This window comes from Jeotgalicoccus meleagridis (genome assembly GCF_903994045.1).
Classification (GTDB): domain Bacteria; phylum Bacillota; class Bacilli; order Staphylococcales; family Salinicoccaceae; genus Jeotgalicoccus; species Jeotgalicoccus meleagridis.
In genome coordinates, this window is sequence record NZ_CAJEWD010000008.1 from 493,391 (window position 1) to 508,413 (window position 15,023).

The following is a 15,023-nucleotide window of genomic DNA, read 5'->3' on the forward strand; positions in this document are numbered from 1 at the left end:
TTCTAGCCCATGTACATACCGCCGTTGACGTGAAGTACTTGACCTGTAATGTAAGATGCTTGATCACTTGCTAAGAAACTCACAGCATTTGCGATATCTTCTGTTGAACCAAAATGCTTAAGTGGAATTTGTTGTAACATACCATCTTTAATTTCATCACTTAAAACATCGGTCATATCACTCTCGATAAAACCTGGTGCTACAGCGTTAACTGTAATGTTTTTACTCGCCAGTTCACGCGCCACTGATTTAGTCATTCCATCAATAGCAGATTTTGAAGCAACATAGTTAGTTTGACCCGCATTACCAAGTGAACCAACTATGCTTGAGATGTTAATGATGCGCCCTGATTTTTGACGGATCATTGGTCTAGATACACTTTTAATGACGTTAAATGCACCTTTTAGATTGACATCGATAACTTGATCAAACTCTTCTTCTTTCATTCTCATCAAGAGATTATCTTTAGTCACACCTGCATTATTAACAACGAGGTCAATTGAGCCATGTGTATCTGTAATATACTTGATCATATCTTTAACGTCAGTTCCGTTTTGGACATGACACTGATAAATTTCAGCTTGACCGCCATTATTTTCAATCTCTTTGACGACCTCTTTAGCCTTATCTTCAGAGCCTGAGTAGTTCACGACAACATAAAATCCATCTTTTCCTAAACGTTTAGCAATCTGACTTCCTATGCCACGTGAGCCACCAGTAACTAATGCGATTTTACTCATTTAAAAACACCTCTACTTGTTCAATAGTATCGATATGAGACGTCTCGATTTCTTTAGTAATTTTACGAACTAAACCGGATTGTACTTTCTTAGGACCGACTTCAATAGACTCAGTCACCCCGAGTTCTACTGCTTTTTCTACACACTCTACAAAGCGTACAGGATGAGTGATTTGTTCAACGAAGTTTCTTTTGATCGTTGCACTATCCGTTTCTCTTTCTGCTGAAACGTTTTGTATTACTGGAATCTCTGCATCCTTAAAGTCAACTGTATCCACAAATTCTTTAAACTGTAACTTTGCATCCTCCATTAAATGAGAGTGGAAAGCACCAGATACTTTTAAAGGAATGACTCTTCGTGCCCCCCATTCTTTAGCGAGTTCTTTAAAGCGTTCAACCGCTTCAATATCACCGGACACTACCACTTGATCTGGTGCGTTGATATTTGCTGGTGTCACTTTTTCTTCATCCGTTGACACTTTTTCACATAGTGCTTCTAAATCTTTGATTTCCATACCGATGACTGCTGCCATAGCACCACTTTTCGTTTCACTCATCAAAGCCCCACGTTTTTCAACTAAACGGACACCATCAGATAGTGAAACAACCCCAGCATGAACGAGAGCGGGTAACTCACCTAGTGAATGACCTAAGAGATAGTCGCCTTTAATACCAGTCGCAGCAAGTACAGCTAAACTATGAGCGAACAAGGCAGGTTGTGTATAGCGCGTATCATTTAAACGGTCATCTTCTTCAAACATAATTGTTTTTAAATCTGCGCTTGCATATTCAAAAATCTCATCAAGTTGTTGTCGAGCTTTTTCATTATTGTCATATAAATCTTTTGCCATTCCAGCATACTGAGCACCCTGACCTGGAAAAATAACTAATTTACTCATTTGTTTCACCTATCAACTCTTTAATTTTTTCAATGGTTTGTGAATTCACCATAATTCTTGCTTGTTTAACAGCATTGACGATAGCCGTCTCGTCAGATGAACCATGTGCTTTAATGACGTTACCTTGTAAGCCCATCAATGGCGCACCACCAAATTGACGATAATCCAACATATCTTTTAATCCTGCTAAGTCTTTCTTAAGTACTAAGGCTGCCCCTTTATTAATCGGGTTTCTTAACATGATTTTTTTCAGTTCACTCATTAAAGCCATGGATGTTCCTTCTATGGTTTTTAAAACGACGTTTCCAGTAAAACCATCAGTGACCGCAATATCGACTGTACCAGATAAAATTTCTCTCGTTTCAAAATAACCTGCAAAGTTTAAATTACTATTTTTCAGTAATTGGTAAGTTTCTTTTGTTAATTCTGTTCCTTTTATTTCTTCAGAACCGTTGTTGATTAAACCAACAGATGGATTTTTACGCCCTTCAATATTCTCCATGTAAACTGTTGCCATTTGCGCAAATTGCAGGAGATGGTTGGGTTTATTTTCTGAGTTTGCCCCCATATCAAGTAGCATCATACCTTGACCCGCTGTTGTAGGAATAATGGAGGTAATTGCTGGTCTTTCAATACCCTTGATGCGCTTAACGACAAACAAACCAGCTGACATTAAAGCACCAGTATTTCCCGCTGAGACAATGGCATCAGCTTCTCCATCAGCAACAGCTTTAACTGCTCTGACTAAAGAGGAATCTTTTTTCTTTCTTACAGAGCGAACTGGGTCATCATCAGATTCTATCTTTTCAGTAACTTCGATGAATGTGACTCTTGGATGATTTCCACTATAGGAGCCCTTCGTACCAAAGGCGAGAATTTCTACATCTTCAAAAGTCTCAACTGCTTGTAAGACTCCTTTTTCTATCGCTTTAGGTGCCTTATCGCCACCCATTAAATCTACAGCAATTCTAGCCATTTAACTCACCTTCATCTTTATAATACATTTCAAATTTTCCAGTAAAAATTGTCTTATTACTAATTTTTGATTCAACTTCAATAGATGCTTTATTATCATCCATCGATTTAACTCTAGCCTTAGCCACAACCTTATCTCCTAGTTTAGCCGGCCTTTTAAAATCCACTTCTGCATGCGTCGTTAAAGCTAGAGGTTCATCGATCAAAGCAACACAGAGTGAGTTCGCCTGAGCGAAGAGAAAGTGGCCACGAGCAATTTCATTTTTTTCAAATACGTGTTCTCTTTCAATGATAAATAGAGATAGCGCATTGTTGTTCAGTTCAATATCGATAATTTCTCCGACTACTTCTTGCACAGATAATGAACGAATCTTATCAGCGCCTTCACGTGCGACATTTTGAATTCGAGTTCTTAGCTCTGGTATATTTAATTCAAGCCGGTCAAGACGTATTGTCTGTATAGAGACACCAAAAGTTGTCGCTAGTTGTTCATCTGTAAGAAAAGGGTCTTCTTGTAGATGCGTTTGTAGCTCTTCTTGTCGCTGAAACTTTTTTAATTTCACCATACATTCCCTCTTATCTGTCATACATTTAGTAGTTGGTATTAATATCTAAACATAACACTTCACTCAGTATATAAAAAGTCTCTATATTTTTCAATTGTTTTAAGTATAAGAAAAGCATGTCCTTATCTCTTTAGACGAGGACATGCCTAAGTTTTAAGACACTAATTCAGCTTTAACAATCAAACGCTTTTCAAATAATAAAGTATCTGGGTTATAGTCTTCACATGTGATTAAGGTCAGCTCTTGTGTGGCGTCTTCTTCTTGATTTAAGACATCCACTTCGGTTGGGTCGACTTCAAACATCTCAGTGATTTTATAGACTTTAGTTTCTTCTCTTGTGATCAGTTTAACCTCATCGCCAACTTCTGCACGGTCTATATAATTAAATCTGATACCAGCACCTTCAACCCTATGCCCTGCAATAGGGATGTTTTGCATCTCTAGATTATCTGTTTCTTCTAAGACACTGACACCATTTTTTAGTTTCTCTTCTGTTAGTGGACCTTTAAAGAGCGGTTCTAAAATATCTGCACTTTCTATTTCTAAGGCAGCGAGCATGTCATCTGAAATATTGAGTTTAGTATCCTTACCTTCCACGCCTGTTAACATGGATTCTATCGGATTAATCTTTACATCATCTTGACCGTCTTCATAGGCTGTAATGATGCGCTCGTTGATTTGATCTGTGAAATACTCTCTGATATCTTGATAAAAAAACAGAACCAGTGCAGCTAAAATCATTAGAATACCCACTATTCTTAAAAAAATTCTCATAATGTTCCTCACTTAAGGGATTTTTTTTCATATCTTTCAATTGCTTCTAATCTTGCCACTTCCAGTATACGATAATCTTCAGTAATGTCAGCTACTTTAAACTGTGGTAAACCGCTCTGTCTCACACCAAAGAAGTCTCCTGGTCCACGCATCTCTAGATCTCTTTCACTGAGTAAAAAACCATCTGTTGTCGACGTCATAATTTCCATTCTTAGTTTAGCATTATCAGTGGCTGCGTCACTGACGAGTACACAGTAACTCTTTTTATCACTTCTACCTACTCGCCCTCTCAGTTGATGAAGGGTAGAAAGTCCAAAACGTTCAGCATTAAAAATGACAATGCTCGTTGCATTCGGTACATTAATACCGACTTCGATCACTGTCGTTGAGACGAGAATTGGTTTTTCTAGACTTTCAAAGGCCGCCATAGCAGCATTTTTTTCTTCAGCCTTCATGCGACCGTGCACCAGTATGACTTCGTCATCACCGAATTTTTCTTCAAAGACACTGTAAATTTCATAGACATTTTTTAAATCGAGCGTTTCAGATTCTTCTATAAGTGGCGCCACTATGTAGGCCGAATGACCTTTATCGACTTCAGCTTTTACCGAGTTTAAGACGTCGTCTATTTCATTGAAACGTCTCCAGCTTGTTTCTATTGGTATACGACCTGCTGGCATTTCTTTAATTAAAGACACATCCATATCACCATAGGTTGTAATAGATAAAGTTCTCGGAATCGGAGTCGCAGTCATATACAAGACGTTTTTCCTATAAGCCTTATCGTTAAGACGCTGACGCTGTTTAACACCGAAGCGGTGCTGTTCATCGATAATGGTAAAGGACAGCTTGTTAAAGACAACATCATCTTCAAACAAGGCATGGGTACCTACTATGAGATCAATTTCACCATTTTTCAAACGCTCTAAAATCTCTCGCTTCTCTTTTGGTTTAGTCGAACCCGTTAGTTTTTCAATTACTAAACGGTCTTTAAAAGTATCCAAAAAACTTTGGTAATGCTGATTAGCAAGGACCTCTGTTGGCACCATGACTGCACTTTGTTCACCTATCGTCTTAACAGCATAGACACAAATACCTGCAACAATAGTCTTACCACTACCCACATCACCTTGTAGGAGGCGGTGCATGGATATATTTTGTTTTAAATCTCTACATATATCGTTTACGCTCATCTTCTGATCGTTAGTTAATTCAAAAGGTAAGGTGTCGATAAAGCCCTTCAATCGTTGAATGTCATAGTCCACTATAAAGCGCTCACTACGGATTCTTTCTAGCTGCCTTTTCTCCATAATCATCAGCTGATATTTATAGAGTTCAAAAAACTTGATGGTGCGCCTAGCGAGGTCCGTGCTCTCTTGTGAACTTGGGAAATGCATTTCATACAAGGCATCCTTGATAGGCATTAATTTATACTTCGCTCTTAAATCTTCAGCTATATCAATGTTAAAGGTTGCCACTTCAAAGGCTGAACTCACAATCTTTTGAAAGGTTTTTGACTGCATGACACCAGCAAGTGGATATTTTACATACATACCACCGCTCGCGTCATAAATCAGTTTTTGACCATTAATTTCCAAACGATGTCTATTAAATTTACCGTACAGTCTAATAAATTCCCCGTTGACAATATTTTTCTTTAAATAGGGCTGATTAAAAAAAGTAACCTTAACATAGATGCCATTGGCGTCCATAAAAAAAGTTAATCTACTCTTACCCTTTCTAAAAAAAGCAATCTGAGGTTCTGTTTTGACCGTTCCTTCTACAGTGATGTTTGCTCCGTTGTCTGCTTGATTTAAATCGACAACGGATTGATCAGTATAAGAAGATGGTAAATGAAAGAGCACATCGTTAATGCCATTGATGCCGATAGTCGCTAATTTTTCCGCTACCTTTTCACCGACCCCTTTTAATTCTAAGACACTCTTGTCTGGTGATTGCACAGCATGAATCCGTGTCATTTATTTAACACCAAAAAGTTCTTCTTTTAAACGCTCTCCTGTCGGTGTAGCAGCGAGTCCACCGCGACCTGTTTCACGCAGTGCTGATGGCATAGTTAAACCAACCTTGTACATCGCTTCAATAACTTCATCAGCTGGAATACGTGATTCAATACCTGCTAGAGCCATGTCAGCTGCTGTTAAAGCATTTGAAGCACCTGCTGCGTTACGTTTAACACATGGGACTTCCACTAATCCAGCTACTGGGTCACATACTAAACCGAGCATATTTTTCATAGCGATACTAAAGCCGTGCGCACTCATTTCAGGTGTACCGCCTGCAAGTTCTACAAGTGCCGCTGCTGCCATTGCTGAAGCACTGCCGACTTCGGCTTGACAGCCTCCTGCAGCTCCTGAAATACTCGCATTATTTGCGACTACAAAACCAAAGGCACCAGAGGTAAAGAGAAAGCGAACTTTTTGTTCTTCAGTGATGGATGGATCTTTTTGAACCATGGCAAAAAGTACGCCTGGAACTACACCTGCAGAGCCTGCTGTTGGTGTCGCACAAATTTTACCCATAGCTGCGTTAACTTCATTGGTAGAAATTGCATTTTGAATCGCTAGTAGATTAAGTTCTCCGCTTAAACCTCGGCCTGATTCGATGTACTTAGCCATTTTAACTGCATCCATACCCGTTAGTCCTGTTGTTGAGTTGACACCTTCAATACCTTCTTTTACTGCGTTTTCCATAGTTTCAAGGTTAATTTTCATCAAGTTATATACGTCTAAATATGATTGCCCTGTGTTTTCCATCTCTTGTTGAATCATGACTTCTGAAATAGAAATATCTTCTTTTACTGCACGTTCTACTAACTGATTTATACTGTTAAACATAATTTAGCCTCCAGTCATTTCGATTACTCTGTCTACACCTTTAACTGCTCTGATTTCCTCTAGTGCCTCTTTAGAAATAGTGTCATCTAGTTCTACAGTCATCAAAGCAACTTGACCTTTTTCTTTACGTGACACACTCATTTGGGAAATATTTAATTCTTCATCCCCAAGTTTAGTCGTCACACGAGCAATGGTTCCAAACTCATCCTTATGAAAGACTAACAGCGCGTGATAGTTACCTGATAAATTGATGTTATAACCGTTAATACTCACAAGTTCTATCTTACCACCACCGATAGAGACGCCTTCAATTACGAGCTCTTCTTCTCCTTTAAATAAATGGAGGACGGCTGTATTTGGGTGAGAGCGTTCTTCATTCATTTCAATAATGGAATACTCCATATTATTTAATTTGGCTTCTTCTTTAGCTCTAATAATTCGGTCGTCATCAGTATCATAACCAAGTAAGCCACCTAATAAAGCAACGTCTGTCGCATGTCCTTGATAAGTATCTCTAAAAGAGCCATATAAATATATATCTACCTTTTCAGCTTGACCACCAAAAAGATTTCTTGCTAATAGGCCAATTCTTGCGGCACCAGCAGTATGTGATGATGATGGCCCGACCATGACGGGGCCAATTATGTCAAACACGCTCTTAAATTTCATTCTATGACCTCCTAGTTTGGAAAAAACCGCATCGGAAAAACCGATGCGGTTGAAATATTATTCTACAGAAATTAAGTAGCTATAGACTGGTTGTGAACCGATATGAAGTTCAAATTCAAGATCTTCATGCTGACTTTCAATTTCTTCAATTACTTCATTCGCTTCCTCTTCTGAGCCGTCCTCACCAACAATTACTGTAATAATTTCAGTCTCATCGTCTATCATTTTCGTGATTAAAGCTTTAAGCACATCTTTTTTGGAATCATCTGCTGTAATAATTTGTCCATCAGCGATTCCCATGTGCTGGTCTTTCTTAATTTCTACACCATCAATTTTAGTATCTCTGACTGAATAAGTCACTTGTCCTGTTTTAACAAATTCAAATGCCTCAGTCATATTTTTCTTGTTATCTTCAAGTTTAGCATTCGGATCAAAGCTTAACAGTGCGGCTAAACCTTCTGGAATTGATGTGGTTGGTACGACAGCAGCTGGAATATCAAACATGTGTGTCGCTTGTTCAGCTGCCATAACGATATTTTTATTATTAGGTAAGATCAATACTTCTTTAACATCTTCATCCTTGATGACATTAACAATATCTTCTGTAGATGGGTTCATCGTTTGACCACCGTTGATCACATGAGTCACCCCGACGCTCTCAAAGAGTGCTTTGATACCTTCACCTGTTGAAACGGTAATAATTGCCGTATCATAAGATTTTTTATCAGTATTTTTACTGTTGTTACCGTGAACCGTTCTGAATTGTTCACGCATATTCTCAACTTTAAGTTTGATCAGTTCACCATAAGTTTGACCATAGGTAAATGCTTCACCTGGTGTTTCTGTATGAACATGAATCTTAGCAATTTCGTCATCTGAAATAACCAAGAGAGAATCTCCGAATTCAGCCATATCTTGACGGAACTGATCTTCATCAAATGGGCGCTTACCATCTTCAAAGCGCACCATGAACTCAGTACAGTAACCAAATTCAATATCATCGACACTCATAAAGTCGTCAAAATCATTTTCATGCTCATGGTCATCGACAAGTAAGTCAGATGTAGAGATTTTTTCATCTTCTTCTACTTCTTCACCAGTGAGGGCACTTAAAAAGCCTTCATAAACATAAACTAAGCCCTGACCACCTGAGTCAACAACACCGACTTCTTTTAAGACGGGCAATAATTCAGGTGTGCGTTTCAGTGATGCTTTAGCTTCTTCTAAAGTTGCCATCATGACTGTTTCAATATCTGCGTTTTGTCCTTGGAATTCTTTAGCCTTATGACTCGCATCTTTGGCAACAGTTAAGATTGTTCCTTCTACTGGTTTCATGACAGCCTTATAAGCGGTCTTAACCCCTTGTTTTAAAGCAGCAATGAAATCATCAGTATCCACTACTTCTTTATCTTCAAGTGCTTTTGAGAAGCCTCTAAATAACTGTGATAAAATGACGCCCGAGTTACCTCTGGCACCCATTAAAAGACCTTTAGAGAAACTTTTACCCACTGTACCGATATGCTTTTCATTTAAATTCTCAACTTCTTGTGCACCAGATGACATTGACAGATTCATATTCGTACCAGTATCTCCGTCCGGGACTGGGAAGACGTTTAATGAATCGACATAGTCTGCATTTTTTTTAAGATTCTTTGCCCCGCTTAAAATCATTTGACGGAACATTAAACCATCTATTTTATTCATTACCTTGTATTTCCTCCCCGGCTATTCGTCTGTAGAGATAATCCGTACACCTTGTACGTGAATATTAACAGCTTTTATACTCAAGCCTAACGTTTTTTCTAATTTATATTTTACAGATGACTGTAGATTCGAAGCGACTTCTGATATCTTTACACCGTAACCGGCTATAATGTACAAATCAATTGTGAGTTCACCGTCTAAGTTTTCGACGACGACACCTTTAGAATAGTTTTCTTTACCTAATAGTTCAGCAAAACCATCACGCACTTGATTTTTAGAAGCCATGCCGACAACGCCGTAAGACTCGACGACAGTACCACCTGCAATATTTGCAATTACATCTGTTGAAATTTCAATTTTACCTAAATCATTTTCAATTTCTAGCGCCATTTAAGTTCGCCTCCAATACATCATATAATTATAAGCAAAAGAGCATATCAAATACAAGTGTTAATCTAGTATTTTTAAACACCTAGCCTATTTTTCTATTGTTTTATCATCTGTCTTAGTGTACCATATTAGAGTATGCATAAAGTAGAAATGATGTAATTATGTAAATCAAAGTAGAGGAGTGAGATGAATGGTCAAAGAATGTTATGTAACAGGACGCAGATCTAGATCTGGTAACAACCGTTCTCACGCGCTTAATGCTAACAAAAGAACTTTCGGTGCCAACCTACAAAAAGTAAGAATTCTTGTAGATGGTAAACCTAAAAAAGTTTGGGTTTCAGCTCGCGCATTAAAATCAGGTAAAGTAGAACGCGTTTAATACACGTAAAAAAACCTTTGGTTTCTTTTATAGAAACCAAAGGTTTTTTTCTGTTTAAAAGAATGTTAAAAGCCAGACTAAAATCATGCCAATAAAAATAGCAGGAATCATATTTCCCACTCTCATCTGTGTCACATTTAGCATGTTCAAACCAATTGCAAGTAAGATGACACCACCCGTTGCACTAACCTGATCAATCATCATATCGAGCGTCCCTTGTGGAATAAAGGTCGCAATCAGTCTCGCACTTAAGACAATCATAACTAAATAGATGAAGGTCGGCACACTTGAAAATATGACCCCACGACCATAGGCTGCTGTCATCACTAAGGCAATGAAGAAGTCCATAGCAGCTTTAGTATACAGCACATCATTATTACCACGTAGACCGGCATCTAAACCACCGACAATCCCCATGGCTCCAACGATAAAGATTAACATCCCGGAAATAAGACCTTGAGAAATATTACCTCCGTGCTTATCCCCTAGACGAAGTTCTAACATATGCCCCATTCTATTGAGTTGTTTTTCTAACTGAATAATTTCACCGATGACCACCCCGACGATAAGTGAGATGAGTGTCGTTAATATATCCGTCGCTGTGACCACCATTTGAACGCCCATTGTAATAATAAAAAGACCTTGAATTTTCATGATGGCATCTTTAATATTTTCTGGAATAAAAGTTAATACCATACCCAGAACTCCACCGATTAATATCGCTAAGGAGTTGACTAATGCACCTGCAAATATCATTCATCCACCTCTAATCTGTAGAATTTATCATTAAGATATTTTGATTTGTTGTGAGTCTCGCTGTCTTTTCAGTAAACTCATTGGAAACAGTGAGCGAATCTCCAATATTTATATATCTATCCTTTATATCATATTTAAAACCCTCTAAACTGATTAAGGTTTCATCGTACAGTGGGATAAAAGACACATATTGCTTTTGTGATGCTAAAAGTTCATGATGACCACTCGTTAATAAACAAATGTCATTTTTATCATTTCGTAAGTGAATGGATGAGTCTCTTAATTTAGGGTGATTTAAGAGCTGAATATTGATGAGTTCGTGATCGAGCCTTCCCCCTAAAGCACCGTATACATCAATGTTTTTATAACCTTTATCTCGTAAATCTAAGAGCGCAAGTTCACTATCTGTATAATCTTTTTCACTTGGTACTATGTCAAGATCAATCGTTTTTCTTATTTTTTTAAGTTCATTTGCATTAACACTATCAAAATCACCATAGGCATAGGTCACCTGCTTGTTCATTTCAAGAAGCTGCAGTACTCCCGCATCTACCCCTGCCCATGGTCCTTTAATTACTTCATTTACTGCTACTTGCCTCAACAGCACATTGATGTGTGTCATCTTAGTCTTCCTTTAGTTTAAAAATGGTCTTTTCTTTATCACTTGCTTTAAATAAATAAGAACCAGACACTAAGAGATTTGCCCCATGAGACTTACATAACTGTGCAGTTTCGTCGTTGATACCGCCGTCAACTTCAATATCAAAATCAGTATCAAGAGATTTTCTTAAAGCAACTAAGTCATCGAGCTTATCTAAACAGCTGTCGATAAAAGTCTGCCCACCAAAGCCAGGATTGACTGTCATAATTAAGACAAAATCCACGTCTCTTAAGAGGTGTTTTATCGCTTCAACAGGTGTTTGAGGATTTAAGGCAATACCCGCCTTCATTCCTGCATTTTTAATTTCCTGTACCGCTCTGTGCGCATGAGGTGTCGCTTCAATATGAAAGGACAACATCTCTACACCCATGTTTTTAAAGTCTTCAATAAACTGAGTTGGATCATAAGTCATTAAATGAACATCTAAAGGAATAGAAGATGATTTTGAGATCGCTTCACAAACCGGAATACCATAAGAAATATTAGGTACAAACTGGCCGTCCATAATATCTAAATGAAACATGTCTGCACCAGCAGCTTCCATTTCCTTAATGTCTCTATCTAAGTTAGAAAAATCACTTGCAAGTAATGATGGTAAAACTTTAGTCATGATTAGTACCTCTCTTTTCTGTTGTCAATTTCATTATAAATTTTTACATATGACTCGTAACGACTTTTTGCTAGCGCTCCATTTTCAACCGCATTTTTAACACCACATTTTGGTTCGTTAATATGCAAACACTCACGGAATTTACAAGTGAATTGATTAAAATCAATAAAACAAGACTTAATATTGTACTTATCAATATTGATGAAATCAATTGTAGAAAATCCTGGAGTATCTGCGATGTATCCCCCATTGTGTTCAATAAGTTCAACATGTCGAGTCGTATGCTTACCGCGGTTTAAGGCATTTGAAATTTCATCTGTTTTTAAGTCCAAGTCCGGTAATAAAGTGTTGAGCAAGGTCGATTTACCCGCTCCTGATTGTCCGGCAAGGACGCTAATTTTATCCGTAAATAAATCGGATAACTCTTCTTTAATTTGTGATTTACTTGTAAAGTGCAATTCATAAAAAGGACTATAGACCTGTTTGATTTCTTCGAGCAAATCCGTATCTTCATTCAAGTCATTCTTAGTAATAATAATTACCGGTTCAATATCATGTGCTTCACTGTAAGCAATAAAACGGTCTAACAGATAAAAGCTGAAGTCCGGTGACTTTAAGCTTGCTGTTAATAACAATTGATCAATATTTGCGACAGGCGGTCGCACTAAAGCATTTTTTCTAGGCAAAATCTCAGTAATATAACCTTCATTTTCATTTTCTATTTGGAATTTAACTTCATCCCCGACTAAGGGGCTCTCTTCCGTTTTTCTAAACAGACCACGCGCGCGAGCCTGATATATAAGATCGTTTGACAAAACATAATAAAAACCGGATAAAGCTTTTATAATTTTACCTGTCTGCATATAACACCTCAGTTTCTTAATCTTAGTATATTATATCAATTTCTTAACTATGTTAAAATCATGTGAGAACAAGTTTGTGGAGGAATTATGATGGATATTAATATTTCAGATGTAAATAAAGTTTTAGAAGAAGATCAAAATGTTGTTATCGATGTTCGTGAAACATCGGAACTCGAAGAAACAGGCTATTTACCTGGTGCCATTCATCAACCGATGAGTAACTTTGATTTAGACGAGCTGGCTCTAGATAAGGATAAAGATTACTACTTAGTTTGTAAATCTGGTGGACGCTCAAAACGCGTTCAAGAATATATGCAAGAAAACGGCTATAAAGCGCATAATGTCGAAGGCGGCATGAGTCAATATGAAGGTCAGAGAGAATATCTTTAAATAAGTGTTGATTTAGATTTAGTTTTGAGTGCTGGCGGTTCAATGAGAGTTGCTCATTGGCCTCCAGAGCCCGAGATCTTAAAGAAATATTCACATTTGTCCTGAAGTAAAACTGAAAGAGACTTGAATGTCCATTAATTTTGAAATTTGAGCACTCAATGTCCAGTTAAAAAATCTATCAGGACAATGAGAACCCGACGAAGTCCAGGTAACGCGCTATCAGGACAATGAGAACACGACGAAGTCCAGGTAACGCGCTATCAGGACAATGAGAACAGAACGAAGTCCTGATAAAGCCCTATCAGTTCAATGAGCACTGCTCATAGTCCAGGTAACAGCTTTTATCAAGAAAATTAAACTGCACCAACTATACTCACCACTCGCATCAACCACTTAGACTAACAAGAAACGGCTTAGAAATCTTCAACCGAAGATTTTCTAAGCCGTTTTTCTTATAGGTCTAAACCTAAATTTTTATATTCTTATGTTCTGTCAACAACTTCACGAACGTTATTAATAACAAAGCCACTCTTAACGTATCCTGGGATACTGTTTAAGTCGACTGTTAAGTCTTGTTCTGGAACATCGTAAGTAATATGTTCTGCAAAGTACTTCATAGTTTCTTCCATGATGATGACAGTGATCCATTCTCCTGCACAACGGTGGTTTGTCCAATAATCTCCGCCACCTTGTGGAATTAGATCGAATGGTGAACCATCCCAAGTTTCAAATCTTTCTGGACGGAATTCATTTGGATCTTCCCATAATGATTCATCATGTGTTGTACCGTAAACATCGATTACTAGACCAACACCTGCAGGTACTGTGTATCCTTTGAAGTCAAAGTCAACTTTTGCTTTACCTGGTAAGAATGGTACGAATGGATAGTAACGGCGAACTTCTTGAGAAAACTTGTAAGCATAGTCAGGTTCACTCTTAATTTTTTCACGCGTAATTGGATTTTCATTCATAGCATGTAAGCCGAATGCTACAAAACGGTTAATCGCGATTAATGGACGGAATGTGTTCATTAAATCAATCGCACATTGTCTTGAATCCATTGGGTTACCTAGGTAATCTTCCCAGTGTGCAAATTCATAGAGTGCTGTACCTTCTGGTGGATGAATATTTCCTTTACGTGTTTCAATGATTTGATCTTCTAACCAATCTTCAACACGACGACGTGCTTCTTTAGATGCTTTATAACCTTTAAAGGCACCACCAAGTGCTTTAAATGAGTCAATCATGATATCCATATCTGTTGCGATTCTATCGATATCTTCAGGTGCAGCTTGAACACCAGCCCAACGTGTACCTACTTTAGTTAGTAAGACGATAGATTCACGGTAAACGTTAACTTCATCCATACTTTCCATACGTTGAGTGTTTGCTTTCCATAAAGTACGAGTCAATTCACGCACGTAGTTTAAATTTCCTTCAGTCATTAAACTCATGAATAACGCTTTTCTGTCGATATGCTTTTTACCATCGATTGTGTGGATTGCACCTTTACCAAATAAAGTATTTACAATACGTTTTGGTAACATACCTTCACGTTGCACTAAATCGTTATTATAGAACAATTCTGCGCCTTCTTTACCATTTAAGACAACGAATGGTTTCCCACCTATTGCTCTAGTTTCAAACACTGGTACGTTTAAACGATTTCTTGTGTTTGTAGTGTAAAGATAACCCTCTTTTAAAACTTTTAGTGTGTTATCTAGACCCTTATCCCTCTTAAGTTTAGCCATAATTTAAATCCTCCAATTCGAATGTACTCCACTATTATATAT

General features: G+C 37.8%; 17 protein-coding genes. 2 read left to right on the top strand and 15 right to left on the bottom strand.

Features of this window, described 5'->3' with window-relative positions; genetic code table 11:
- Positions 1-2: 2 nt before the first annotated feature.
- From fabG to JEOSCH030_RS08100, 10 genes are all read right to left on the bottom strand, one after another.
- Positions 3-740: a 3-oxoacyl-[acyl-carrier-protein] reductase gene (gene fabG / locus JEOSCH030_RS08055; protein ID WP_185126079.1), complete on the bottom strand. Its 738-nt coding sequence runs from the start codon at positions 738-740 to the stop codon at positions 3-5.
- Complete coding sequence (gene fabD / locus JEOSCH030_RS08060) at positions 733-1,638, bottom strand: ACP S-malonyltransferase (RefSeq protein ID WP_185126080.1); 906 nt, start codon at positions 1,636-1,638, stop codon at positions 733-735. Before fabD ends, fabG begins: the two co-directional genes overlap by 8 nt.
- A complete protein-coding gene (gene plsX, locus JEOSCH030_RS08065; protein ID WP_185126081.1) occupies positions 1,631-2,614 on the bottom strand; it encodes a phosphate acyltransferase PlsX in 984 nt (327 codons plus the stop codon). Before plsX ends, fabD begins: the two co-directional genes overlap by 8 nt.
- Complete coding sequence (gene fapR, locus JEOSCH030_RS08070; RefSeq protein WP_185126082.1) at positions 2,607-3,179, bottom strand: transcription factor FapR; 573 nt, start codon at positions 3,177-3,179, stop codon at positions 2,607-2,609. Before fapR ends, plsX begins: the two co-directional genes overlap by 8 nt.
- 153 nt (positions 3,180-3,332) lie before the next feature.
- Positions 3,333-3,953, bottom strand: a complete 621-nt coding sequence (locus JEOSCH030_RS08075) for a sortase (protein ID WP_185126083.1) — start codon at positions 3,951-3,953, stop codon at positions 3,333-3,335.
- Between the two features lie 8 nt (positions 3,954-3,961).
- Entirely contained in the window at positions 3,962-5,932 is a 1,971-nt protein-coding gene (gene recG, locus JEOSCH030_RS08080) for an ATP-dependent DNA helicase RecG (protein ID WP_185126084.1), read from the bottom strand.
- Positions 5,933-6,808: an L-serine ammonia-lyase, iron-sulfur-dependent, subunit alpha gene (gene sdaAA / locus JEOSCH030_RS08085; protein WP_185126085.1), complete on the bottom strand. Its 876-nt coding sequence runs from the start codon at positions 6,806-6,808 to the stop codon at positions 5,933-5,935.
- A gap of 3 nt (positions 6,809-6,811) precedes the next feature.
- Positions 6,812-7,477 (bottom strand): L-serine ammonia-lyase, iron-sulfur-dependent subunit beta, encoded by a 666-nt coding sequence (gene sdaAB / locus JEOSCH030_RS08090; RefSeq protein ID WP_185126086.1) that lies wholly within the window; start codon positions 7,475-7,477, stop codon positions 6,812-6,814.
- Between the two features lie 57 nt (positions 7,478-7,534).
- Positions 7,535-9,181 (bottom strand): DAK2 domain-containing protein, encoded by a 1,647-nt coding sequence (locus JEOSCH030_RS08095; protein WP_185126087.1) that lies wholly within the window; start codon positions 9,179-9,181, stop codon positions 7,535-7,537.
- Between the two features lie 21 nt (positions 9,182-9,202).
- Positions 9,203-9,571 carry an Asp23/Gls24 family envelope stress response protein gene (locus JEOSCH030_RS08100; protein ID WP_185126088.1) on the bottom strand — a complete coding sequence of 123 codons (369 nt, stop codon included), beginning with the start codon at positions 9,569-9,571 and terminating at the stop codon, positions 9,203-9,205.
- Between the two features lie 190 nt (positions 9,572-9,761).
- On the opposite strand from JEOSCH030_RS08100, the gene rpmB reads away from it, so the two are divergent.
- Entirely contained in the window at positions 9,762-9,950 is a 189-nt protein-coding gene (rpmB, locus tag JEOSCH030_RS08105) for a 50S ribosomal protein L28 (protein WP_026867566.1), read from the top strand.
- Positions 9,951-10,004: 54 nt separating this feature from the next.
- Here the strand turns inward: rpmB and JEOSCH030_RS08110 are convergent, their stop codons facing one another.
- The 4 genes from JEOSCH030_RS08110 to rsgA are packed head-to-tail and all read right to left on the bottom strand — an operon-like array spanning position 10,005 to position 12,840.
- Complete coding sequence (locus JEOSCH030_RS08110; protein ID WP_185126089.1) at positions 10,005-10,706, bottom strand: DUF554 domain-containing protein; 702 nt, start codon at positions 10,704-10,706, stop codon at positions 10,005-10,007.
- Between the two features lie 10 nt (positions 10,707-10,716).
- Positions 10,717-11,328, bottom strand: a complete 612-nt coding sequence (locus tag JEOSCH030_RS08115; RefSeq protein WP_185126090.1) for a thiamine diphosphokinase — start codon at positions 11,326-11,328, stop codon at positions 10,717-10,719.
- Between the two features lies 1 nt (position 11,329).
- A complete protein-coding gene (gene rpe, locus JEOSCH030_RS08120; RefSeq protein WP_185126091.1) occupies positions 11,330-11,977 on the bottom strand; it encodes a ribulose-phosphate 3-epimerase in 648 nt (215 codons plus the stop codon).
- Positions 11,978-11,979: 2 nt separating this feature from the next.
- Entirely contained in the window at positions 11,980-12,840 is an 861-nt protein-coding gene (gene rsgA / locus JEOSCH030_RS08125; RefSeq protein WP_185126092.1) for a ribosome small subunit-dependent GTPase A, read from the bottom strand.
- A gap of 90 nt (positions 12,841-12,930) precedes the next feature.
- On the opposite strand from rsgA, the gene JEOSCH030_RS08130 reads away from it, so the two are divergent.
- On the top strand, positions 12,931-13,230 hold the full coding sequence (locus JEOSCH030_RS08130) for a rhodanese-like domain-containing protein (protein ID WP_235962258.1): 300 nt from the start codon (positions 12,931-12,933) through the stop codon (positions 13,228-13,230).
- Positions 13,231-13,712: 482 nt separating this feature from the next.
- Here the strand turns inward: JEOSCH030_RS08130 and JEOSCH030_RS08135 are convergent, their stop codons facing one another.
- The gene (locus JEOSCH030_RS08135) at positions 13,713-14,981 is read right to left on the bottom strand and encodes a cytochrome P450 (RefSeq protein WP_185126094.1); all 1,269 of its coding nucleotides are present in this window, start codon (positions 14,979-14,981) and stop codon (positions 13,713-13,715) included.
- Positions 14,982-15,023: the final 42 nt, after the last annotated feature.

Excerpts from the sequence above, each read along its gene's own strand:
- fabG (WP_185126079.1), bottom strand. The coding sequence starts at position 740 with ATGAGTAAAATCGCATTAGTTACTGGTGGCTCACGTGGCATAGGAAGT.
- fabD (WP_185126080.1), bottom strand. The coding sequence starts at position 1,638 with ATGAGTAAATTAGTTATTTTTCCAGGTCAGGGTGCTCAGTATGCTGGA.
- plsX (WP_185126081.1), bottom strand. The coding sequence starts at position 2,614 with ATGGCTAGAATTGCTGTAGATTTAATGGGTGGCGATAAGGCACCTAAA.
- fapR (WP_185126082.1), bottom strand. The coding sequence starts at position 3,179 with ATGGTGAAATTAAAAAAGTTTCAGCGACAAGAAGAGCTACAAACGCAT.
- JEOSCH030_RS08075 (WP_185126083.1), bottom strand. The coding sequence starts at position 3,953 with ATGAGAATTTTTTTAAGAATAGTGGGTATTCTAATGATTTTAGCTGCA.
- recG (WP_185126084.1), bottom strand. The coding sequence starts at position 5,932 with ATGACACGGATTCATGCTGTGCAATCACCAGACAAGAGTGTCTTAGAA.
- sdaAA (WP_185126085.1), bottom strand. The coding sequence starts at position 6,808 with ATGTTTAACAGTATAAATCAGTTAGTAGAACGTGCAGTAAAAGAAGAT.
- sdaAB (WP_185126086.1), bottom strand. The coding sequence starts at position 7,477 with ATGAAATTTAAGAGCGTGTTTGACATAATTGGCCCCGTCATGGTCGGG.
- JEOSCH030_RS08095 (WP_185126087.1), bottom strand. The coding sequence starts at position 9,181 with ATGAATAAAATAGATGGTTTAATGTTCCGTCAAATGATTTTAAGCGGG.
- JEOSCH030_RS08100 (WP_185126088.1), bottom strand. The coding sequence starts at position 9,571 with ATGGCGCTAGAAATTGAAAATGATTTAGGTAAAATTGAAATTTCAACA.
- rpmB (WP_026867566.1), top strand. The coding sequence starts at position 9,762 with ATGGTCAAAGAATGTTATGTAACAGGACGCAGATCTAGATCTGGTAAC.
- JEOSCH030_RS08110 (WP_185126089.1), bottom strand. The coding sequence starts at position 10,706 with ATGATATTTGCAGGTGCATTAGTCAACTCCTTAGCGATATTAATCGGT.
- JEOSCH030_RS08115 (WP_185126090.1), bottom strand. The coding sequence starts at position 11,328 with ATGACACACATCAATGTGCTGTTGAGGCAAGTAGCAGTAAATGAAGTA.
- rpe (WP_185126091.1), bottom strand. The coding sequence starts at position 11,977 with ATGACTAAAGTTTTACCATCATTACTTGCAAGTGATTTTTCTAACTTA.
- rsgA (WP_185126092.1), bottom strand. The coding sequence starts at position 12,840 with ATGCAGACAGGTAAAATTATAAAAGCTTTATCCGGTTTTTATTATGTT.
- JEOSCH030_RS08130 (WP_235962258.1), top strand. The coding sequence starts at position 12,931 with ATGGATATTAATATTTCAGATGTAAATAAAGTTTTAGAAGAAGATCAA.
- JEOSCH030_RS08135 (WP_185126094.1), bottom strand. The coding sequence starts at position 14,981 with ATGGCTAAACTTAAGAGGGATAAGGGTCTAGATAACACACTAAAAGTT.